General features: G+C 34.5%; 16 protein-coding genes. 6 read left to right on the top strand and 10 right to left on the bottom strand.

The window, feature by feature from the left end:
- Positions 1-118: 118 nt before the first annotated feature.
- The 3 genes from nadB to CLV33_RS15350 all read right to left on the bottom strand — a co-directional run bounded on the left by nadB (position 119) and on the right by CLV33_RS15350 (position 4,605).
- Positions 119-1,672 carry an L-aspartate oxidase gene (gene nadB, locus CLV33_RS15360; RefSeq protein ID WP_170064032.1) on the bottom strand — a complete coding sequence of 518 codons (1,554 nt, stop codon included), beginning with the start codon at positions 1,670-1,672 and terminating at the stop codon, positions 119-121.
- A gap of 3 nt (positions 1,673-1,675) precedes the next feature.
- Entirely contained in the window at positions 1,676-2,602 is a 927-nt protein-coding gene (gene nadA, locus CLV33_RS15355; protein WP_105474642.1) for a quinolinate synthase NadA, read from the bottom strand.
- Between the two features lie 194 nt (positions 2,603-2,796).
- Complete coding sequence (locus CLV33_RS15350) at positions 2,797-4,605, bottom strand: hypothetical protein (protein WP_105474641.1); 1,809 nt, start codon at positions 4,603-4,605, stop codon at positions 2,797-2,799.
- A 258-nt stretch (positions 4,606-4,863) separates the two neighbouring features.
- Here CLV33_RS15350 and CLV33_RS15345 point away from each other — a divergent pair, with 258 nt between their 5' ends.
- Positions 4,864-7,455 carry a phosphoenolpyruvate carboxylase gene (locus tag CLV33_RS15345; RefSeq protein ID WP_105474640.1) on the top strand — a complete coding sequence of 864 codons (2,592 nt, stop codon included), beginning with the start codon at positions 4,864-4,866 and terminating at the stop codon, positions 7,453-7,455.
- A 257-nt stretch (positions 7,456-7,712) separates the two neighbouring features.
- Here the strand turns inward: CLV33_RS15345 and CLV33_RS15340 are convergent, their stop codons facing one another.
- From CLV33_RS15340 to CLV33_RS15325, 4 genes are all read right to left on the bottom strand, one after another.
- Positions 7,713-8,942 (bottom strand): ammonium transporter, encoded by a 1,230-nt coding sequence (locus CLV33_RS15340; RefSeq protein ID WP_105474639.1) that lies wholly within the window; start codon positions 8,940-8,942, stop codon positions 7,713-7,715.
- A gap of 34 nt (positions 8,943-8,976) precedes the next feature.
- Complete coding sequence (locus CLV33_RS15335) at positions 8,977-9,315, bottom strand: P-II family nitrogen regulator (RefSeq protein ID WP_042241513.1); 339 nt, start codon at positions 9,313-9,315, stop codon at positions 8,977-8,979.
- Positions 9,316-9,524: 209 nt separating this feature from the next.
- Positions 9,525-10,808 carry an ammonium transporter gene (locus CLV33_RS15330; protein WP_105474638.1) on the bottom strand — a complete coding sequence of 428 codons (1,284 nt, stop codon included), beginning with the start codon at positions 10,806-10,808 and terminating at the stop codon, positions 9,525-9,527.
- A gap of 105 nt (positions 10,809-10,913) precedes the next feature.
- Entirely contained in the window at positions 10,914-11,939 is a 1,026-nt protein-coding gene (locus tag CLV33_RS15325) for a porin (RefSeq protein ID WP_042241510.1), read from the bottom strand.
- A gap of 463 nt (positions 11,940-12,402) precedes the next feature.
- Between CLV33_RS15325 and gltB the strand changes: the two genes are divergently transcribed.
- Together gltB and CLV33_RS15315 are read left to right on the top strand one after the other, a co-directional pair.
- A complete protein-coding gene (gene gltB / locus CLV33_RS15320; RefSeq protein WP_235420480.1) occupies positions 12,403-16,914 on the top strand; it encodes a glutamate synthase large subunit in 4,512 nt (1,503 codons plus the stop codon).
- 4 nt (positions 16,915-16,918) lie between these two features.
- The gene (locus tag CLV33_RS15315) at positions 16,919-18,385 is read left to right on the top strand and encodes a glutamate synthase subunit beta (protein WP_105474637.1); all 1,467 of its coding nucleotides are present in this window, start codon (positions 16,919-16,921) and stop codon (positions 18,383-18,385) included.
- A 52-nt stretch (positions 18,386-18,437) separates the two neighbouring features.
- Here the strand turns inward: CLV33_RS15315 and CLV33_RS15310 are convergent, their stop codons facing one another.
- Together CLV33_RS15310 and CLV33_RS15305 are read right to left on the bottom strand one after the other, a co-directional pair.
- A complete protein-coding gene (locus tag CLV33_RS15310) occupies positions 18,438-19,187 on the bottom strand; it encodes a LytR/AlgR family response regulator transcription factor (RefSeq protein WP_105474636.1) in 750 nt (249 codons plus the stop codon).
- Between the two features lie 2 nt (positions 19,188-19,189).
- The gene (locus tag CLV33_RS15305) at positions 19,190-20,941 is read right to left on the bottom strand and encodes a tetratricopeptide repeat-containing sensor histidine kinase (RefSeq protein ID WP_105474635.1); all 1,752 of its coding nucleotides are present in this window, start codon (positions 20,939-20,941) and stop codon (positions 19,190-19,192) included.
- Between the two features lie 199 nt (positions 20,942-21,140).
- Here CLV33_RS15305 and CLV33_RS15300 point away from each other — a divergent pair, with 199 nt between their 5' ends.
- The 3 genes from CLV33_RS15300 to CLV33_RS15290 all read left to right on the top strand — a co-directional run bounded on the left by CLV33_RS15300 (position 21,141) and on the right by CLV33_RS15290 (position 23,181).
- The gene (locus CLV33_RS15300) at positions 21,141-21,569 is read left to right on the top strand and encodes a hypothetical protein (protein ID WP_146109754.1); all 429 of its coding nucleotides are present in this window, start codon (positions 21,141-21,143) and stop codon (positions 21,567-21,569) included.
- A gap of 11 nt (positions 21,570-21,580) precedes the next feature.
- Complete coding sequence (locus CLV33_RS15295; RefSeq protein WP_105474633.1) at positions 21,581-22,468, top strand: tetratricopeptide repeat protein; 888 nt, start codon at positions 21,581-21,583, stop codon at positions 22,466-22,468.
- Positions 22,469-22,653: 185 nt separating this feature from the next.
- Positions 22,654-23,181 (top strand): hypothetical protein, encoded by a 528-nt coding sequence (locus CLV33_RS15290; protein WP_105474632.1) that lies wholly within the window; start codon positions 22,654-22,656, stop codon positions 23,179-23,181.
- A 48-nt stretch (positions 23,182-23,229) separates the two neighbouring features.
- On the opposite strand, the gene fbp is transcribed toward CLV33_RS15290, so the two are convergent.
- Positions 23,230-24,237 (bottom strand): class 1 fructose-bisphosphatase, encoded by a 1,008-nt coding sequence (gene fbp / locus CLV33_RS15285; RefSeq protein WP_042241505.1) that lies wholly within the window; start codon positions 24,235-24,237, stop codon positions 23,230-23,232.
- Positions 24,238-24,347 lie beyond the last annotated feature (110 nt).

Genomic DNA, 24,347 nt, shown 5'->3' with positions numbered 1-24,347 from the left:
ACCTAACTTTATACACAATAAAAAACCAGAGAAGCTAGATTCTCCGGCTTAATTAATTATCTTATAACCTGTCAACCTATTTTAGGACGACTCATATCATCTTTTATTTAATAGTTACTTAAATAATATCACTATTAAAATAGCCGCCTCTATTTTCTTTTCTTTCTAGAGATTGTTGAATTATTAAGTGCGCTACGTTAACCATATTTCTTAATTCGCAAAGCGATGTTGTAAGCTTAGATTCGCGATACAAATCTTCAACCTCATTATAAATTACATCCAAACGTTTTATGGCGCGTTTTAACCTTGTATTGTTGCGCACTATACCAACATAATCGCGCATTAAGGCTTGTAATTCTTTTAGGTTATGTTGAATTAGCACATGCTCTTCTGGAATATTTGTGCCCTCATCATTCCAGCTAGGAATTTCAAAATCTACAGGTGTAGCATTTTGTTTTGTATGGTATTTATAAATATTATGTGCGTAAACTAAAGCTTCTAAAAGTGAATTAGATGCAAGTCTATTTGCGCCATGTAAGCCCGTTCTGGAACATTCGCCACAAGCAAATAAATTATTAATAGTTGTTTTGCCTTTTTTATTCACTTTAATACCACCACATAAATAATGGGAAGCAGGCACTACGGGAATCCAATCGGTTTTTATGTCGATATGCCTTTTTAAACATTCATTATAAATATTTGGAAAGTGCTTGATAAAAGCATCGGCATCCAAATGTGTACAATCTAAATACACATGAGCATCTCCCGATTTTTTTAGTTCACTATCTATACTTTGCGATACAATATCTCTAGAGGCTAATTCTGCACGGGTATCATAATCAGGCATAAAGCGATGACCCTTTTTATTACGCAAATAAGCACCAAAGCCTCTAACTGCTTCAGAAATTAAAAACGAAGATCCTTCTTGTGTATCGTACAATGCCGTTGGGTGGAATTGTACAAACTCCATATCCTTAATTCTGGCTTTTGCTCTATATGCCATAGCTATACCATCTCCAGTGGCAATAATTGGGTTAGTTGTATGCCCATAAACACAACCAATACCTCCCGTGGCCAGCAATGTACTATCTGATTTTACAGTAAAAATGTGTCCCGTTTTTTGGTTTAGCACATAAGCGCCGTAGCAGGTTTCTGGAGCTGCATTATCGTCCTTAACATGATGATTGGTAATTAAATCTATAGCGAAGTGGTATGGTAATATTTCAATATTAGATAATTGATGTACACGCCGTAATAACGCGCGTTCTATCTCAAAACCAGTAATGTCTTTATGATGTACTACACGATATTCAGAATGCCCACCTTCTTTTCCTAAGTTAAAATCGCCATTGGGGTTGGTATCAAAATTGGCACCCCATAACAATAATTCTTCTAGCCGTTTTGGCCCCTCTTTAACCACCATTTTAACGACATCTTCTTTACAAAGTCCGTCGCCAGCAATTAGTGTATCCTTAATATGCTTTTTAAAGGAGTCTTCTTCTTTATTTAAAACAACAGCAACACCACCTTGAGCATACTTGGTGTTAGATTCATCTTCGCTAGCTTTAGTAACTATTACAATTTTTTTATTTGGAAAATGCTCCGCAATTTTAACGGCAAATGTTAAACCCGCAATTCCTGAGCCAATCACCAAATAATTAGTAACAATCATAATTTATTTAGATAATTCTAACATACGCTCTATAGGAAGTAAAGCACGCTTAATAATCGCAGGATCTACTTCTATTTGAGGAGATTCATTTAGCATGCAATCGTAAAGTTTTTGCATGGTGTTCATTTTCATAAAATGGCATTCGCTACAGGCGCAGGTATTATCTTCTTTAGCTGGTGCTGGTACCATTTCGGTATCAGGCACTTCTTGTTTCATTTTATGCAAAATACCGGCCTCGGTAGCTACAATGAATTTTTGATCTTGATGTGTCTTAACATAATTAATCATTCCAGATGTAGAACCAATGTAGGTAGCCGTATTTAAAATATGTGTTTCAGATTCTGGATGTGCAATAATTTTATAGTCTGGATGTTTTTTATGCAACGCTATTAACTTGTCCATAGAAAACGCTTCGTGCACCACGCAACTACCATCCCATAATAGCATATCGCGTCCAGTTTCGTTTATAATGTAACGCCCTAAATTTTTGTCTGGGGCAAAAATAATAGGTACGTCTTTAGGTATAGAGTTTACTATTTTTAAGGCATTGGATGATGTACAAACAATATCGCTTAATGCCTTTATCTCAGCAGAACAATTTACATAGGTAATCACTACATGATTAGGATGCGCTTTGGTGAATTTTTCAAACGCATCTGGGGAACAAGAATCGGCCAAAGAGCACCCCGCATTTAAGTCTGGTAATACAACAGTTTTATCTGGACTTAAAATTTTGGCGGTTTCTGCCATAAAGTGCACCCCTGCAAACACTATCATGTCCGCATCTGTTTCCGCAGCTTTTTGCGATAAGCCTAAGCTGTCCCCTACATAATCTGCAATATCTTGTATCTCGCCAATTTGATAATAATGCGCTAAAATCACTGCATTTTTTTCTTTTTTTAGGCGGTTTATTTCTTTTACTAAATCCATGGTATTTAGAATAGTTGTATGGTATTAAATAGTTGTAATTACAACTATTTAAGTTACAAATATCTTAATTAATACTATTAGAGAACTATTTATTTCTTTAAAAAAACCATCAAATACGAATCAAATAACTTTTATGTAAAATCATTCAATTTTTTCTAAATAATTACTTGTATGATTGGCAAAACTTAAAACCACTAGACCTTAACAGGAATTGCCTCTAGTTCTCGCTGAAATTGGTTTAATACAGTTTTGGTTTTCTCTAACTCATTTAATATTGTACCTTTTGCATCGTTAAAGCTGGTTGTAACTTCATTAAAAAGATTTTGGTAATAGTCTACACCAGATTTCATATTATTAATAAAAACCTTAAAATACTTACCCTCTTTTCTTCCCATAGAGGTTTTGGCTTCTTCAAATTTATTGTTTAAAAAATCCATATAAATCTGAAGTTCTTTTAGAAATAAATTAGGTCGGTCTTTTCTAGTTATTACATTAGTTCTTCCGTAGATATGATCTGTAATATTTTGCAAGCTCATTACCTTTGAGTAATAAGCCATGTTTGGCCCCGGACAGATTGATACGCCATCGCCTTCAACCTTTGTGTCTAAATTATATTTTAATAATGCTGATGTACCAAGCCCTACACACGTACAAGACTTTGTGGTGATTTTATCAATTTCCTTGTTATATGCTTCCTGGGTTAAATCTTGTTTTTCTAGTGCTTTAATTTTTAAGTACTGGTACTCTCTAGATGCTGTACATATACCCGTCTCCTTAAACTCTTTGTCCATCGCCACAAACTTTTTTGGGCAGGAACTACCAGGTCTGTTTTTATCTATTAATCGCTGTTTTTCTATATCTTTGGTGTTATTCCTTAAATTATTAAACGGCACCCCTAATGGCGATATATCGCTTAAGTACAAATCGTTTTCTTTGGCTTTTGTTAGCTTATCTAGAGTTTTTTCATCTACTGTAGTAGCTTCTGGCACTAATAAAAACGGACTTCCCCAGCCTACCGAATCTAAATCGTAATGCTCTAATAAAAAACTATGTTCTTCTTCTGTACCAACGCCACCTTGTGCTGTAATTTCAATAGACAAAGGTTGTTTAGGCACCATCCTGTTTTGGTTTAAAAGTTCTTGGTTTAACACAGCTTGTATGGCTTCTTGCAATTCTTCTCGTTTTGTTTTAAATTCTTCTAAAACAGGGCCTAACAAATACCCATCGGTAGCAAAAGCGTGCCCACCACAATTAAGTCCAGATTCTATGCGATATTCTGAAACCCAAAGCCCTTTTTTGGCTAAGAACTTGCCTTGAATAAGTGCCGATCTAAAATCGCTTACTTTTAAAATAATACGTTTTTTTATGTTTCCATTTTCATCTGGAAAAAAATCGTTAAACTGCCCCATATAGCTATATAAACGTGGATTCATACCCGCAGAAAGCACTACAGACGAGTTTAATTTACTTTTGGCAAAACCACGTAAGGCAGCATGAGCATCGTTGTATTCTACAGGTAGTTTTTCGCCTTTTTTGTAATTATCCTTGTCTACCTTGGTCATAATATTTACATCAATTGCACCCATAACTAAATTTTGTGATGCCCAAGTTTTTATTTCAGAAAAACTAAAACCTTTGGAGGTTAATTTCTTAAAATCTGCTTTAAGGTTAGAGTTATCAGGAAGCATTTGTATGTATGCCAAAAGCTCATCACCTTTTTTAGAAGTCATCTGCTTTAAATCTTCAAACTTTTTTTCAGCTAAATCGCTTAATAAATTTAAGTATGAAGTTATTCTTTTAGCTCTAAAATCGTCAATCTTTTCAGTAATTTCTTGGTAAGGTATATCGAATTTTTCGCTGTACATTTTTCTGAGTTTCTCTAGTAAAATATCGTCTACTAAAGAAATAACAGAATCCATACCGTATTGCGCTACTTTTAAAGGCGTGTCTATTGTAAAACCAATTCCCATTACTGGAATGTGAAATGAATGTGTTTTTTTCATGTAACAGTTTATATGTTAATCGGCAAATATACCGTGTAGCAAAACTTTATAACATGACATATATCACATAAGCAGTTATTGATATAACATTAACATCTTTAAAATAAAAATTATAAAGAAATGGGGTTAACGCTAATTTTTTTTAATTATTCTTAACTAAAATTCCTTAATGAACAAATATTGACAAAACTTGAAATAGAGTGGTGGATTCACTAAACCTTTAGTATTTTTATACCTAATTTTTACTAAAGCTGAATTATGTCTGTAGAACCAAAGTTAATTAGATTCAATCAATCCGTATTGTCAAAATACCAAATATACAACAGTATATTTATGACATTACCTTTTGATGCCGTAACAAAAACTGGCGTTTTATTGCCGCTATTTCATGAAACTTGTAAAAAGGGATTTGAAGAAGGAGACGACCCTACTACAATTGTAGAAACATTTTTTACAAAATACCAAGCTAGACGCAATAAACAAAGCCAAATAAACCTACTTTTTAGATTTATTCAATACATAGAACGACAAGTGGTATTATTTGATGCCATTGAAGATGCCGCTTTCCCTATTGTAAACAACATGGAAGGTGTTGGTACCCTTAGAAACTTAAAAGGATCTGCCCAGTCTGAAGGAAAGATGGAAGAACTTAAAGAATTTCTTGAGGAGTTTAAAGTTCGCATTGTTTTAACAGCGCACCCTACCCAATTTTACCCCGGATCTGTTTTGGGCATTATAACCTCCTTAACAAAAGCCATAAAAGAAAACGACCTTTCTGAAATAAACAATTTGTTTGGACAATTAGGAAAAACACCTTTCTTTAAGCATAAAAAGCCAACGCCTTACCAAGAGGCCAAAAGCTTAATTTGGTATCTAGAAAACGTATTCTATAAAACTTTTGGTGAAATTTACAACTATATTCAAACCAGTATTTATGCTGATGACAAAAAGCATAACGACATTATAAATATTGGATTTTGGCCTGGTGGCGACAGAGATGGTAACCCATTTGTAAAACCTGAAACCACATTAAAAGTTGCTAAAAAATTAAAAAAAGCTATTCTAAAAAAATACTATCAAGATTTAAGAGACTTAAGAAAAAAGTTAACGTTTAGAGGGGTTGAAGAGCGTATTATTCGCTTAGAAACCATTATGTACGACTATAGCATAAACCTAAAAACCAAAAAAGCCATAAGTGCCAAAGAACTAAGGGCAGAACTTTTAAGCATTAGAGATCTTATTATTGATCAGCACCAATCGCTGTACGTTAATGAAATTAACAATCTCATAAACAGGGTTCATCTTTTTGATTACAGATTTGCCTCTTTAGATATACGACAAGACAGTAGAATACACCATAATGTATTTACTACGGTAATAGACCATTTAATTTCAACTGGTAACTCTTCTTTCCCAGACAACTATCATGATTTATCTGAAGCCGAACAAATTAAAATACTATCAAAAGCTACAGACGATATTGGAGATTTAGATGCCTTTGAAGATGAAATGGTTAGAAATACTTTAAAAACCATAGCCATTATAAAAGATATTCAAAAAAGCAATGGTGAACGCGGTGCAAATAGATATATTATTAGCAACAACCAAACCGCGCTAAATGTAATGCAGTTATTCGCAATGCTTAAAATGGTTGCTTTTAAAGATAAATTAACCGTAGATGTAGCACCATTATTTGAAACCATACCAGATTTAGAAAATGCACCTGGCGTTATGGAACAATTGTACCAAAACCCAGAATATATTGCACATTTAAGAGCTCGCGGAAACAAACAGCACATAATGTTAGGTTTTTCAGACGGTACTAAAGATGGTGGGTACTTAATGGCCAATTGGGGTATTTACAAAGCCAAAGAAAAGCTAACGAAAATGTCTAGAAAATACGATATTACCGCTATATTTTTCGATGGTCGCGGCGGACCACCAGCTCGTGGTGGTGGAAAAACGCATAATTTTTATTCTTCCCTAGGCCCAACTATAGAGGATAAAGAAGTACAAATAACCATACAGGGACAAACAGTAAGTTCTAACTTTGGCACACACGATTCTTCTCAATTTAACTTAGAGCAATTAATTAGTTCGGGGATTAAGAACAGAATTGATGGCGAAAAAAATCGTTTATCTGACGCCGACAGAGCTGTAATGAACGATTTAGCAGAGACAAGTTACCAAACCTATAAAGACTTTAAAAACCACCCTATGTTCATTCCGTATTTGGAGCGCATGAGTACCTTAAAATACTATGCTAAAACCAATATTGGAAGTAGACCATCAAAACGTGGCACCTCAGATAAACTTGTTTTTTCAGATTTAAGAGCCATACCTTTTGTAGGTTCTTGGAGCCAATTAAAACAAAATGTTCCTGGTTTTTATGGTGTTGGTACTGCATTAAAATTATACGAAGACAGAAACGAATGGAACAAAGTAGAACAATTATACACCAACTCTAAATTCTTTAAAACACTTATAGATAATAGTATGATGTCTTTAACAAAGTCGTTCTTCGATTTAACAAAATACATGTCTAAAGACGAAGAGTTTGGCGACTTTTGGAACATTATTTTTGAAGAATATTTAACAACAAAACGTTTGTTATTAAAACTTTCTGGATACGATGAACTTATGGAGAACGAACCAACAAGTAAAGCATCTATTGAAGTTAGAGAACATATTGTATTGCCGTTGTTAACTATTCAACAATATGCTTTGAAGAAAATTCAAGAACTCGAAAAAGCAGGAGCGCCAAACGACGATCCAGACAAAGTTATTTATGAAAAAATAGTAACACGTTCGTTATTTGGTAATATTAACGCAAGTAGAAACTCTGCGTAAAAAGCCTCCTTTATTTAAAATAAAAAACCTCAATTTTCAATTGAAAATTGAGGTTTTTTGATGTTTATTATCTATTTACAAACAAATATTTCCTAAGAATATTAATTAAACTAAGGTTAGTTGTACAATACTAAAAAATGAAATTGTAGCTACATAAAAAACTAATTCAGGTACGCTTAAAATCTACCTCTTTAACAAACAAAAAAATGCCCCACGAAAATCGTGGGGCATTTTTTTACCAACTAAACTAATACACATTAATGCTCATTCAATCTAAAATCTGGATAAGCATCCATTCCATGTTCGTGGGCATCAAGCCCTTCTAATTCCTCTCTTTCAGAAACTCGTATTCCAACAGTTTTCTTAAGTGTAAATATTATTAAGAACGATGTTGCTAAACAAAAAACCGCATAACACACCACTCCCGTTAATTGTATTAAAAATGTATGCTCTGGATTAGTAGAGAAAATACCAACCGCCAAAGTACCCCAAATACCACATATTAAGTGTACTGCAATAGCACCAACAGGATCGTCTAATTTAATAGCATCAATAAAAGCAACAGCAAACACTATTAATGCTCCTGCTATGGCTCCAATAATAATAGCGCTCTCTGGCGTCATTACATCGGCACCTGCCGTAATACCTACCAAGCCTCCTAAAATACCATTTAAAAACATGGTTAAATCTAAATTCTTATACTTTAAAAATGATACCAAGGCGGCAACCACACCACCTGCTGCAGCAGCTAAACAGGTTGTTACCAAGGTTAAGGATGTTAATTCTGGATCGGCAGAAAGTACAGACCCGCCGTTAAAACCAAACCAACCTAACCAGAGAATTAGCACGCCAGCAGTTGCCATAGGAATACTGTGCCCAGGAATAGCTTGTGGCTTACCGTTTTTAAATTTGCCAATACGCGAACCAAGTAACCAAACTGCAACTAAAGCAGCCCAACCACCAACAGAGTGCACTAGGGTAGATCCTGCAAAATCATAGAATCCCATTTGGTCTAAAAATCCACCACCCCATTTCCATGAACCTGCGATTGGATATACTAACCCAACGTATAATATGGTAAACATCATAAATGGACCAATTTTCATACGTTCGGCAACTGCTCCCGAAACTATTGTAGCGGCAGTAGCAGCAAACATACCTTGAAATAAGAAGTCTGTCCACCATGTATAACCTCCATCGGCATACTCTGGTGTCATCCCATTTTCTGGTGGGGCAATACCAAATCCTGCAAAATCAATTATACCGGCAGCTCCTTCTTCAAAACCAGGATACATAAGGTTAAAGCCTGCGATGTAATATAATAACAACCCTACGGTTATGATAAAAATATTTTTAAATAATATGTTAATTGTATTTTTTTGTCTTGTTAGCCCAATTTCTAAAAATGCAAATCCTGTATGCATGAAAAAAACTAGTGCCGTACAGATCATCATCCATACGTTATTTGCTGTAAATAATCCTTCCATAATATCTTATTTATCTATAATGCTTTTTTGGTTATTATTTTAATGTGTCTCCACCTTTTTCTCCTGTTCTTATTCTGTAACACTCGGTTACATCAGACACGAAAATTTTACCATCTCCAACCTCGCCTGTACTTGCAGATTCTAAAATGGTTTTAATAGTTATTTCTTCAAAGTCGTCGTTTACCACTATGGACAAATGTCTACGTTGTATATCGCTAGTACTGTAAGACACACCTCGGTAAACATGCCCTTCTTTCTCATTACCTAAACCGGTTACATCCCAGTAAGAGAAAAAATTAACACCTACAGCATGCAATGCATCTCTAACAGTGCTGTATTTTGACTTTCTAATAATTGCTTCAATTTTTTTCATTGTTTCTTTAAATTTTTATGGTTAGTTTTCAAAAGTAACTAAATTTAAAAAGGTAAATCTTAGTTGTTTTTTTACAATTTTAAATATTCATTTTTCTTTCAAGAATAAGGATGCCAAAGCAAATAGCTTAAGGCATCCTTTATCAAACTAAACTAAATTTATTTATATATTAAAATTTAAGTACATTATAATTATAGGGTTAAGACCTATTAACTCTCAACCTCTCTTTGTCTCTTACCTGGGTAAGCTAAAGCACCGTGTTCAGAAAGATCTAAACCTTCTATTTCTTCTTGCTCGGTAACTCTTAACCCTAGAGTTTTCTTAAGAATTGATAAGAAAATAAACGATGTAACCACTGCCCAAATCGCATAAGATAGCATACCTATTAATTGTGCTATAAATTGAGAAGAACCGCCACCGTTAAATAAACCAATACCGGTATCGCCATCGATTCCCCAAAGGCCAATAACTAAGGTTCCCCAAGCACCAGCAACACCATGTACTGAAAACGCCCCTACAGCATCATCAATTTTTAACTTTTGCTCTACAAATTCCATAGAAAACACAACTATAATACCGCCAATAAAACCAGCAGCAATAGCTCCAAACTCTCCCATGTTACCACAACCAGCAGTAATACTCACCAAACCAGCTAAGGCTCCATTTAGCGTCATATCTAAATTTGGCTTTTTATATCTTGCCCATGATAAGAAAAGTGCACCAAGAGCACCTGCAGAAGCAGCAAGATTAGTTACAAGAACCACCATAGAAGCACCCACGGCATCGTCTCCACCCCAAGCTAATTGAGAACCACCGTTAAAACCGAACCATCCAAACCAAAGGATGAACACACCTAACGTTCCCATTAATTTGTTATGACCTGGAATATTTACAGCCTTACCATTTACATATTTTCCTAATCTTGGACCTACTAAAATGGCAGCTACCAAAGCAGCCCATCCACCTACAGCATGTACAATTGAAGATCCTGCAAAATCTATAAACTCAGCTGGCATAATACCATCGGTATCATTTAGCCAACCACCGTTCCATTCCCATCCACCTGCAATTGGGTAAATAAAAGCAGTTAAAACAACTGAAAATATAATGTATGTAGTATACTTTGTTCTACCAGCAATGGCTCCAGATACTATTGTAGCAGCTGTAGCGCAGAAAACCGTTTGAAAGAACAAATCGGCTGGACCTTGATTGAACATAAAACCACTCCATCCAATCCATCCGCTAGAAGACTCTCCATACATAAGAGAGTATCCAACAAACCAGAATACTAAGGAACCTACAGCGATATCTAGTACGTTTTTCATGGCGATGTTCACCACATTCTTAGAACGTGTCATCCCAGACTCAACCAATGTAAATCCTGCTTGCATAAAGAATACTAGAATACCAGAAATAAGCATCCATAACATTCCCATGTCGCCTTCAATCGCAGCGGTATCTTGCATTATAAGGGGTATGTTTAATAATGACATAATATTTATTTTTAATGGTTAGTAATTAGATAAAGCAAGTTCTCTTTTTTCATAAAGAACTTGCCTTATTCTTTATTTTTTAAAGTGTGTTTTTCTTTTCTAGTGTTAGAATGAGTAGATAGCTGCTAACACGAAAGATCCTAAGCTCTTAGAACCCGCTAAGTCGTTATCTATGAAAGCCTCTTCACTAGCAGAATCCAATCTTATTTCAGGCTTAATTGTAAGGTTATCAATCTCTAAACTACCTGTTAATGTAAGCGCGAATACAGAGCTATCACCGTCTGCATCACTTGCTCCAATTGCACCAAAAAAGTCAGTTTCTGTAAAATACTCTCCTCTTAAACCAATAGTAAAATTGTCAGAAGTAGCTAACTGTGGGTATAAAGCTGCACCTGCAAAAGAACCACCGTCGTCTTCAACAGTTAAATAAGCAGCGTTAATTCCTAAAAAGAAACTATCAGACACATCAAAACCACCTGTAAAATCAATTTCAGTGAAAGAAGGGTCTAATAAAAAGTTTAAGTACTGACCTGAATACCCTAACTGTGCACCAAATGCATAATCTCCTGTTGGGTTAAATTCAGTTAAATCTGTGTCATTAAAAACACCTAGCATTAAGCTAAAGTCATCGCTTAAAGCTATATCGGCTTTCAAACCAGTATGACTAAATGGCCCGTAAGAGAACAAGTAAGACGTACTGTAGTTAAAGTTTGCCGTTGGAGAAATAACCTCATACCCTAAAAAAGTATTAAAATTACCCATTGTTAGAGTTACAGACTCGCTAACATTCCAGTAAGCATATAATTGGTTAACGATATCTCCAGTAGCAGAGTACATTGGAGAAGCAAAAATTGCATCTGTCCCTCTAGGGCCAAATACTAAATCTGCAACAAAACCAACTTTTTCACCTTCGTAAGACATAATAACATTTGCCATACCTAAAGCAAATCCTGGCAAATTAGCAAATGAAGACCCTGGAGCAATAGCATTCTCATCGTTTGGTGCTGTTAAGTTAGCTCTGTAGTATGCATCTATACTACCGCTAATACTAAACTTTGGCTCTACCGCCTCTTCCTGTGCAAAAATTGCAGTAGCCATAAATAGCATTGTAAGGGTAAGTAATTTTTTCATAATGTTTAAATTTTGGTTATTAATTTTTAAAATTTATTTTCCTTAAGACGTGGCTAAACTATTTAAAAAAGATTTACCCCCATAAAAAAACAGGGGTATTCAATTCATTTTTATCATTTTTTAAATTTTACCCCTGTTTTTTTAGGGGTATACTGTTTTTAACGAAATTTTATGAAATATCTACAACCGTATCTTTTGAATAATCGCTAACTATTGTTTCGTTTTAATGTGTTTTATTCTAATAAAACAACCTACACCTTACGATAATTCACAAATTCTTATTTATCCTTAAATTTTACATATTGAATATTTATTAATATATCTCCTTATTATTGATAGAAACCTATTTAAAAGTTCAGTTCAATTAAAAAATCGAAATAATGAAATAGCCCTCATTGGAAATCAAATTCTAGGGCGTATCTTAGCGTTTCAACTCAAATTTTAAACTAATATTCCGTTGATTATGTTGAAGAAACAAGGTTTATATTCCCCCGAATTTGAACATGAAAACTGTGGTGCGGGTTTTATTTGCAATCTTAAAGGAGAACGAACAAACCAGATTATACACGACGCTCTAGAAATTCTAGTAAAACTAGAACATAGAGGTGGTGTAAGCGCTGATGGAAGAACAGGTGATGGTGCAGGTTTATTAATAGATATTCCTCACGATTATTTTAAGCGTGTTTGTGATTTTGAAATTCCAGAACAAAGAGCATATGCCGTTGGTATGGTGTTCTTGCCAAAAGTTGAAAACCAATACAAATATTGCAAGAACATTTTTGAACAAGAAATAAAAGCGCAAGGGCTTACCGTTTTAGGATGGCGTAAGGTACCTGTAGACTCTACGCAACTAGGGCAAATTGCATTAGCTTCCGAACCTAAAATAGAGCAATTATTTGTAGGCAAAACCGAAGAGATAGACGAGGCTACTTTTAAAGCCAAATTATATGCAGCTCGTAAAATTACCGAGCATACTATAAGAAAATCTAAAATTTCAGAAAGCTCTTATTTTTATGTACCTAGCCTTTCAACTACAACCTTGATATACAAAGGCATTATCATGCCAGAAGATATAGGGCCTTACTATACCGATTTACAACAAGAAGATTTAGTAACTAGGTTAGCCTTAGTACACCAACGCTTCTCTACAAACACAATGCCTACTTGGGAATTAGCTCAACCATTCCGCTTTATGTGTCAGAATGGTGAAATCAATACCCTACGTGGAAACGTTAGTCGCATGCGTGTACGCGAAGAGATTATGAGAAGTGACGTTTTTGGTCCTCAAATAGAAAAACTTTTCCCAATTATACTTCCTGGAAAATCAGATTCTGCATCTATGGATATGGTAGTAGAGCTATTAACGCATACCGACCGCTCTCTTCCAGAAATTATGATGATGATGATTCCTGAAGCATGGGAAAAGCACGCCACCATGAGCCAAGATAAAAAGTCGTTTTACGAATACAACGCCTGTATTATGGAACCTTGGGACGGTCCTGCATCGGTACCATTTACAGATGGCGACTACATTGGTGCTTTATTAGACAGAAACGGATTAAGACCTTCAAGATACACCGTTACAAAAAGCGGAAAATTAATTATGGCTTCCGAAGTTGGCGTGGTAGATATTGCACCAGAAGACATACAATCTCACGGTAGGTTAGAGCCAGGAAAAATGTTCTTGGTAGACATGAACGAAGGACGTATTATTGACGATGAAGAAATAAAAACAAAAATTGTAAACCAACGCCCTTACAAACAATGGTTGGACAAAACACGTTTACATTTAAGAGATGTTCCTTACACCAACGAAACCTGCCCAATTGAAACTATCGATATAAAAACCAGACAACGTTTATTCAACTATACGTTTGAAGATATTCAAGAGGTAATTACCCCAATGGCACAAAAAGGTAAAGAAGCCTTGGGCTCTATGGGTATAGACACACCTTTAGCGGTGTTATCAGACAGACCTCAACTTATCTCTAACTATTTTAAACAGTTATTTGCCCAAGTAACAAATCCACCTTTAGATGGAATTCGCGAAGAAATTGTAACTGATATTAGCTTAAATCTCGGTAAAGACAGAAATATTTTCAGCATTACAGAACGTCAGTGTAGAAAATTAAGGATTCAAAACCCTGTAATTTCTAATGCCGATTTAGAAAAAATTAGAACTATTCAAATTGAAAGTTTTAAAGCAGAAACCATTCATATACTTTACCCAAAAGCACAAGGAATGAACGGTTTAGAAGATGCTTTAGACAATATTATCACTCAAATTGAAAAGGCACTAGAGCGCAAAACCAACATTATAATCTTATCCGATAGAGGTGTGAACGAAGAATTTGCGCCAATTCCTGCTTTATTAGCATGTTCTTATGTAAATCACCAATTAAACCGTTTACGTAAGCGTTCTTATTTTGATATTATTATTGAATCTGCAGAACCAAGAGAACCTCACCATTTTGCCACCTTGTTTGGTTACGGTGCAAGTGCTATTAACCCATATATGGTAAATGAAATTATCAGAATGCAAGTTAAAGAAGGCTTTATTACTGATATGGATGAGCAAAAAGCTGTAGATAACTTTAACAAGGCCATCGGTAAGGGTATACTAAAAATTATGAATAAAATTGGCATCTCTACCTTACATTCCTATAGAGGTTCCCAAATTTTTGAAATCGTTGGTTTCAATTCAGAATTTGTAGAAAAATATTTCCCTTATACCGCATCAAGAATTGAAGGTATAGGACTTTATGAAATAGAAAAAGAAATAAACGAGCGCTACAAGCAAGCTTACCCACAAAAACCAATTGATAAAAAATTAGGATTAAATATTGGAGGCGATTACCGCTGGAGACGTAATGGCGAACGCCATATGTTTAACCCTACTACGGTTGCAAAATTACAGCAAGCAGTTAGGTTAAGCGACCAAGCAAGCTATGACGTATATGCCAAAGCCATCAACGAGCAGTCTGAAAACTTAATGACCATTCGCGGTTTATTTGAGTTTGATAATTTAGACCCTATTCCTATTGAAGAAGTAGAACCTTGGACAGAGATTGTAAAACGTTTTAAAACTGGTGCCATGTCTTACGGATCTATTTCTCGTGAAGCACATGAAAACCTAGCCATAGCCATGAACCGTATTGGAGGAAAATCTAATTCTGGTGAAGGCGGTGAAGACAGGAAACGTTTTCACCCAGACGTTAATGGCGATAGCAGAAACTCTGCAATTAAGCAGGTAGCTTCAGGACGTTTTGGTGTAACATCACACTATTTAACAAACGCCAGAGAAATTCAAATAAAAATGGCTCAAGGTGCTAAACCTGGAGAAGGCGGGCAACTTCCTGGAGAAAAAGTTTTACCATGGATTGCCGCAGCAAGAAACTCAACACCTTTTGTGGGATTAATTTCACCACCTCCACATCACGATATTTATTCTATTGAAGATTTAGCTCAGTTAATTTTCGACTTAAAAAATGCAAATCGCGATGCTAGAATTAATGTAAAATTAGTATCTGAAGTTGGTGTTGGTACCATTGCTGCTGGTGTAGCTAAAGCTAAAGCCGATGTGGTATTAATTTCTGGTTACGATGGTGGCACAGGAGCATCTCCTCTTACCTCATTAAAACATGCAGGTTTACCTTGGGAACTTGGTTTATCAGAAGCACAACAAACTTTAGTACTTAACAATTTAAGGAGTAGAATTGTAGTAGAATGCGACGGCCAATTAAAAACGGGGCGCGATGTTGCTATAGCTGCACTTCTTGGTGCTGAGGAATTTGGTTTTGCCACAGCTCCTCTTGTAGCCTCTGGATGTATTATGATGCGTAAATGCCATTTAAACACCTGTCCGGTTGGTATTGCAACACAAGACAAAGAGTTACGTAAAAACTTTAAAGGCACACCAGAACATGTTATTAATTTCTTCTACTATGTAGCTGAAGAATTAAGAGGAATTATGGCGCAATTAGGGTTTAGAACCATGGCTGAAATGGTTGGACAAACCCACAAAATAAACGCCAACAAAGCCATTAAACATTACAAAGCCAAAGGCTTAGATTTATCTAGTATACTACACAGGCCCGCAGCTTACAATAGTTTAGTTGTAAGAAATACAGAAAAGCAAGACCATAACATAGATAATGTATTAGACTTTACAATTTTAAAAGATTCGCATCGAGCTATGTACCGTAAGGAGAAAATGACCTTGCAGTACCCTATTAGCAACATAAACCGAACTGTAGGTGCTATTGTTAGTAACGAAATTTCTAAAATCTATGGGCACTTAGGTTTACCAGAAGATACACTCAACATAAATTTTACGGGTTCTGCTGGACAAAGTTTTGGCGCTTTTGGGGCCTCGGGCTTAACGTTTACTTTAGAAGGCAACACAAACGATTATTTAGGCAAAGGTTTATCTGGCGCTAAATTAATAGTGAAAAAACCAAAAAATGCCGATTTTAAAGCTAATGAAAACATTATTGTTGGTAATGTTTGTTTATTCGGTGCCGTAAATGGTGAAGCTTACATTAATGGTATTGCTGGCGAACGTTTTGCGGTACGTAATTCTGGAGCCACAGCTGTTGTTGAAGGTGTTGGAGACCATTGTTGTGAGTATATGACTGGTGGCCGCGTAATTGTACTTGGTAAAACAGGACGAAACTTTGCAGCTGGAATGAGCGGAGGAATTGCTTATGTTTACGATCCTGAAAACAAGTTTATAAATGGCTTATGTAATACTGAAACTATAGAATTTGAAGATATTACAAATGAGGACGCAGCAGAATTAAAAACATCTGTAGAAAAACATGCACTTTACACAAATAGCGCAACTGCCAACGAATTACTTTCAAACTGGGACAAGAGTTTAAGTAACTTTGTAAAAGTTATGCCTATTGAATACAAACGTGCCTTAAAGCGTTTAGAGACTGAAGAACAAATGGTAGAAGAATTAACAGCTTAGAATCATGGGAAAAGTAACAGGTTTTAAAGAATTTAAAAGACAAAACGAAACATACACGCCTGTAAAAGACCGTGTAAAACATTATAAGGAATTTACAGTACCACTCTCTAACGAGGAAATCACAAAACAAGGGTCGCGCTGTATGGATTGCGGTATACCGTTTTGCCATAGTGGTTGCCCTTTAGGAAACTTAATTCCAGATTTTAATCACATGGTACACCAAGGTGAATGGCAAAAAGCCTCGTGGATTTTGCACTCAACAAACAATTTTCCTGAGTTTACAGGCAGATTGTGTCCTGCACCTTGTGAACAATCATGTGTTTTAGGACTCATAGAAGATCCTGTATCTATAGAAAATATAGAAAAAATGATTGTTGAGCGCGCATTTAAAGAAGGCTGGATAAAACCACAGCCCCCAAAAACAAGAACCGGTAAAACCATTGCCATTGTTGGATCTGGACCTGCTGGTTTAGCTGCTGCTCAACAATTAAACAGAGCAGGCCATACAGTAACTGTTTTTGAACGCGATGATGAAATTGGCGGGCTACTGCGCTATGGTATTCCTAATTTTAAAATGGAGAAAGAAATTATAGATCGCCGTTTAAGAATTTTAGAAGCAGAAGGCATTACGTTTAAAACTAATGTGAATGTTGGCGTTAATTACGATGTTGAAGAATTAAAGGCTTTTAATGCTGTAGTATTATGCGGTGGCGCTACTGAAAGACGCAGTTTACCAACACCTGGTATTGATGCCGATGGTGTAGTACAAGCTATGGATTTCTTAACCCAACAAACTAAAGTATTATTTGGAAAAAAAGTAGAAAACCAAGTATTGGCTACCGATAAGCATGTAATTGTTATAGGTGGTGGAGATACAGGTTCAGATTGCGTGGGAACCTCTAACCGTCAAGGTGCAAAATCGGTAGTAAATTTTGAAATTATGCCAAAACCACCAGGACACCGTTCACCAACCACACCATGGCCTTTTTGGCCTTTACAGTTAAAAACATCGTCTTCGCATGAAGAAGGCGTAGAACGCAACTGGCTTATTAATACTAAAGAGTTTATTACCGACGAGAACAACAAGCTTACAGCTTTAAAAACTGTAAACGTAGAATGGAAAATGGTACCAGGAGAACGCCCCCAATTAATTGAAATTGAAGGTACCGAAAAAACATGGCCTTGTGATTTGGCATTGTTAGCACTTGGTTTTACAGGTCCAGAAAACACATTGGCCGATAGGCTTGGAATAAAAACCGATGCTCGCTCTAATTATAAAGCGGCATACGGAAAGTACCAAACCAATATTCCTAATATTTTTACTGCGGGAGATATGCGTCGCGGACAATCCTTAATTGTTTGGGCAATTTCCGAAGGTAGAGAAGCTGCAAGACAAGTTGATATTTACTTAATGGGAAAATCTGATTTACCAACTAAGGATGAAGCTGGCGATTTAGTTGCTTTGCACTAATACAACACATGTAATCTTATAAAAATGCGAACTTTTCAGTTCGCATTTTTCTTTATGATAACCTGATAAATTTCCTCATAAATTCATCTTTCCGTCTTATAGATACGTCAATAGTTGTATTATCTTTCATAGTAACATATCCGCCTTTTCCTTTGGTGTACTTTTTTACATAAAACAAATTAACCAGATAAGAATTATGAACTCTATAGAAATGATTATTTAAAAGCATCTTCTCAAAAACCTTAAGTGTTTTTGATGTAGTTATCTTATCGCCCTGCTTGGTATAAATATGTGTATAGTTTACATCTGCATTACAGTATAAAATATCTGAAACCTCAACAAAAACATAGCCATCTGGTGTGGCAATACTAATTCTTTTTAAAGCATTTTCTACCTTTAAATTATGAAGTAAAACATCAATTTTATTTTTTAAATAGGTAGTTTCTACCACATTCTTGAGTTTTAATACCGTTGCATGAAAATCGTCCCTATCAATAGGTTTTAACAAATAATCTAGAGCACTAAAACGAAAAGCTTCTACTGCATAAGTTTCGAAAGCTGTTGTGAAAACAACATTAAAGTTTATATTTTCTATTTGTTTTAAAAAATCAAAACCTGTGAGATGATGTATTTTAACATCTAAAAAAACCAATTCTGGTTGTAATTTTTTAGCACCTTCCAAACCCGTTTCAACTGTATTAAAAGTACCTACAATATTGAAAACGTCTGGATAGTTTGAGGTTAATTTTAAAATAGCATCGGTACAATGCTGCTCGTCATCAATTACTATAGTTTTTATCATGGTTAATAGGCGTGTTTTATAGGTAATTTAACTTCTACTCTTAAACCTTGTTCTTTGTCAATTATTTTTAAACTTCCCTTTGTTCTGTTTTGTGCATTTATGATATCTATCCTATTTCTGGTTAAATTTATGCCCAACGATGTGTTTTGTTTGTTATGTTTTACCACTTTCTGCCTCCCCACACCGTTATCATCTACAGCGCAAAATAGCATGTTTTGCTCTTTTTTATATTCGATAATAATATGTCCAGAGTGTTCCATTTGCGCAATACCATGCCATATACTGTTTTCTATAAAAGGTTGTAAAATTAATGGTGGTATCAACGTATTATTAACATCAATAGTATCGTCGACAATTATGTTGTATGTAAAACTATTTTCAAGTCGTTTTTTTTCTATATCTAAATAATTTTCTAAAATTGCAATGTCGTCCTTTAATAAAACCTCCTTTTCTGTCGAACTTTCTAATGTTGTTCTAATCAGCTTAGAAAATTTAGTTAGGTAATTAGTGGCAGCTTCTGTATCATTCTTAAGAATATAACTGTTAATAGAGTTGAGTGAATTGAATATAAAATGAGGGTTCATTTGCGCTTGTAACGCTTTTAATTCTGTTGCTGAGACCTTAGCTAGAAAATCTGATTTTTGTTTTCTTTTGAAAAACAGAAACCCTATTAAAGCTAAAATTAATAAGACAATTCCTGTTAGTATAGCAATTGTTTTTAGGGTTTTTTGGTGATTAGCTTCATTTTGAGCTAACAGCTTTTCTTTATCTGCTTCAAACTGAATTTGTTTTCTTGACACTTCTAATTTTCTGGTATTATTAACAAGACTATCTTTCAAAAAAACAAATTTTGAATGTGCCTTGAGTGCCTTTTCATAGTCTTTTTGTTTTTTATAAAGTTTATATAAAATATTCCAAACGTCTTTTTCAAGACTTGGGTTTTTAGTAGTTTTGATAGAACTTAAAGCCTTTAGTCCATATTTTTTGGCATTATCCAAATCGTTGTTATTTAAATATGCTTCAGATGCATTAAGATATATTGGTGTTCTAACCATCTCTAAACCATAAAGGTCTAATAAATTTATACTTTCTTCAATAGTTTTAGTGGCCTCTAAAGGCTTTTTTATCCTACTTTGTATGACCGCCAAAGTACTTAATGAGTGCGCCAAATATAAATTGTGATTTTTTTTTCTTTCTAATTCTACAGCTTTTTTCAAATAATAAAGTGCAGAATCATTTTTAACTAATTTACTGTACAAACTCCCCAATTGATCGTAAGCCGCTATACTAGGGTATTGATTTATAACCTTTTTAAAATAAGGAATCGCCTTTTTAAACTCTTCCATCTCTGAGTGAATACTACCTACGTAGGTATTTAACTTTATAGACTCTACTTTTAGCGAAGCTTCTGTATCGGCAACAAGTATTGCTTTTTGATAATAATCAAGTGCTTTATATGGATTATAGGAAACATACTGATAATAAACGCCTATAAACTCATACGACTTTGCGATGCCTTTTTTAAAGTCTAATGCTTTTGAAATTTTTAAAGTTTCCAAATAAAAATCAAGTTGTGCTGTATCACTAGGTTTTAAACCAAACATCCATACTGAATAGTTTATGCGTTTATTAACATATGTAGTATCTATTTTTTTATGGTTTTTAACAACATTTAGTAAAGAGTCCAATTTTTCTTGTTGAGAAAATAATATTGTAGGTATTAAAAAAACATAATAGCATAAATATTTTCTCATAAATGAAAAGTTTTAGGAATAAAGAATAAATTTTTAAGATGCTTAAAGATTTAAAAATACAAATTAGAGACAGAACAGCCTTTATTAAAAAATTAAAATAAATAACGAATAATAACAAAATGCCTACAGATAATAATTTAACATAGCAATCTCTAGCTTTAACTGTTAAATTTATGAAAAGCTATTAATTATTACTCAAATGAAATCCCTCAAACTTAAATTTCTATTCGCCATTATTTTCTTTTGTTTTTTATTGCCTTTACAGAGCATTTCGCAAAATAAGAGACAGTCTAAACCTAAACGTCATTCTAAAATTGAAAGCGCAGATACGTTTGTAGATATTACCTACAAACTATACAACAAAGTTTATGTGCACGATAGCCTTACACAAGTAGGTGTAGAAATACCAGTAGATTTAGAAAACGAACTTATTGAAAGCGCCCAAAACGATGTTGACAGCCTATGGCAGATTTTACCGCACGTAATAGACGATATAGCTAATAGCAAAGCCTCTATTATAAGCAAAGGGCGGGCTACTTTAAATTTAAATAAATCTAAAAAAGCTCTAAAATATTGTGCGCTCTACGTAAAACAAATTGTTGTTGGCACCAAAGAAGATAACGAGTAAAACTTGATAAAATGAAACACCTAATAATTATATCAGCAGTTTTATTATATATAAATAGCTATTCGCAAAACTACCAAGAAAGCTATAAAACAGATATTTGCTCGTGTATAGAGACAAATCGAAAAAAAGATACATTCCTAACGGCAGGCAAGATATATAATACTTGTTTTACTAAGCACATGGTAAAATATGCTGCTTTTATAGACGCCGAAATTAAAGAAGAAGATAGAACCAAAAAGTACATTGTAGGACAAAAAATAAGACGGGAATTACAAGAAAAATTCAAATACGAGCTTGTGTATTCATGCAATGCCTACATTGATATTATTGAGACGAAAAGACAAAGTGTTGTACAGCAGTACCGTTCTAAAAAAATAGATTCTAACCAAATTGATAAATTAAACGAAACCGTTGCAATGCAACCGCTTTGGGCTAATTATTACAACAGAGGGCAGTACTTTTATTATATTGGAGACTTGCAAAAAGCATTGCAGGATGTTAAAAAAAGTATTGAAGATAATCCGCTTTTTGATAATTATTTAGCCACTGCACAACAACATATTTTATTGGCTACAATTTACGAAGAGCAAAAAAAGTACGATAAAGCTATAGCTATTTATGATGCTATAAATTCTAAAATCTCAAATCCGGATATTGCCATACTAAAAGCAATTGTAGCTAGAAAAAGAAACGGTTACCGCTTAGCTTCAGAAGTACAACACACAACCTCAATTTTAAATGCAAAATCCCGCGAACCTAATGACAAAACTCTTATTTCTAAAAGAACGAGAGCAATTCAAACAAATAAAACAGATAAAAAACACCAACAGAACAGCAGTGCAGAAAAGCGTAAAGATTCAACAAAATCTTTACGTAGCCTTTTTAAGATGAAAGAATGACAACCCGTTGTAGATTTTGATGAAATTTGTCAGTTTAAATGAATTTCACGATTTAAAAAAACGTGAGGTTTGTGTCGAAAACAACTCAAACTTTCACTGTAACTGTTTTTAAAAAAGCGACTTACCAATACTTAAAAAAAGAGAACACTAGTTGAATATTAATCAAATCCTTTAAAACTTAAATTATGAAAAAGCTTAATGTATTGCTAATATTAACCTTATTATGTCTGGTAAATTGTTCAAATGATGACGAAAAAAATTCAGAAAGCAATGATGTTTCTGGGACCATCCAACTATCTGGTGAAGATACAGCTACCATAGGTACCACTTTAACAGTAGGTAACATAAATCTAGATGGATTAGCAACTACCGGAACTACAAAATCTGTAACCCTATCAGACGAAAATACATCGATTATAGGAGGTGAAGTAGAATCTACAAATTTTTCAAATGCTTTTATTATAGTAGCTAGCGAATTTACTTTTGAAGACAATACTAGTGCACAAAAAGTAATTTCGATGACTATTGTAAGTAACAGTACAGAATTTAGATATGGCTGCCTTACCCCATCCAACAGTTCAGGATTTATAGATTGTGGTGTGGGACTTAAAGTAGATAAAGAAAAAAAGGAAGTGATTTTTCAAGACACCACTGTTGAAAATACAGAAACGGGTGCGATTTTAACTATGAATGGTACTGTAACTTGGAATTAAAAAAGAGGTTATTTTAATTTAAAATAATCTCTTTTTCATTTCAATTTTTTACTGCGCATTCCTCATAAACTCCTCTGCCTTTTCTACCATGTTTTTACTACCACAAATAAATGGTACACGTTGGTGCAGTTCTGTTGGCTCAACATCTAGGGTTCTTGTAAAACCATCACTAGACTTACCGTTAGCCTGTTCTGCTAAAAATGCTATAGGATTACATTCGTATAACAAACGTAATTTCCCATTAGGATTTTTAGAACTTTGCGGATACAGGTAAATACCACCTTTAATCATATTTCTATGAAAATCAGACACTAAAGACCCTATATATCTAGAAGTGTACGGTCTATCGCCCTCTTCTTCTTGGCAGTATTTAATATAATTTTTTACACCCTTAGGAAAGTGAATATAATTGCCCTCGTTTACAGAATAAATAGTGCCATCTTCTGGAAATTGCATATCGGGGTGAGATAAATAAAACGAGCCTATTGCTGGGTTTAGCGTAAACCCATTTACACCGTCGCCAGTAGTATACACCAACATAGTAGATGTACCATAAACCACATAACCTGCCGCTACCTGCTTACTCCCTTTTTGTAAAAAATCTTCAAGTTGAACTGGAGTTCCTACTGGTGTTACCCGCCTGTAAATTGAAAATATGGTCCCTACAGATACATTTACATCAATGTTCGAAGAACCATCTAGTGGATCTATCAATACTACATATTTATTTTGATGATTTTCATCTTGACTGTTTATCGAAATAAAATCATCTTCCTCTTCACTGGCTATACCACAAACAATATTTCTTTTGGTTAACGTTTGGATAAACTTATCATTTGCATAAACATCTAGTTTTTGCTGGTCTTCCCCTTGCACATTAGTATCACCTGCAGCCCCTATAATATCTACTAATCCTGCTTTATTTACTTCGTGATTTACAACTTTTGCTGCTAAACGTATGGAATTTAACAAACTTGATAGCTCTCCTGAAGAATATTTAAACGATGATTGATTTTCAATAATAAATTCTCCTAAGGTTTGTTTTTTATGCGACATGAAGATGGTATTTTAGTTCATGCAAATATCTATAAATTTTAACAAACTACATCGTTTTCGCTCAATTTAAGCCCTCTCAATATTCAACTTTTAAACTATCTTTGAAACAA

Origin of the sequence: Jejuia pallidilutea (assembly GCF_002973595.1) — a bacterium.
Lineage (GTDB): Bacteria > Bacteroidota > Bacteroidia > Flavobacteriales > Flavobacteriaceae > Jejuia > Jejuia pallidilutea.
Note: the sequence above shows the minus strand (reverse complement) of the source record. Positions and strands in the feature narration are given on the sequence as shown.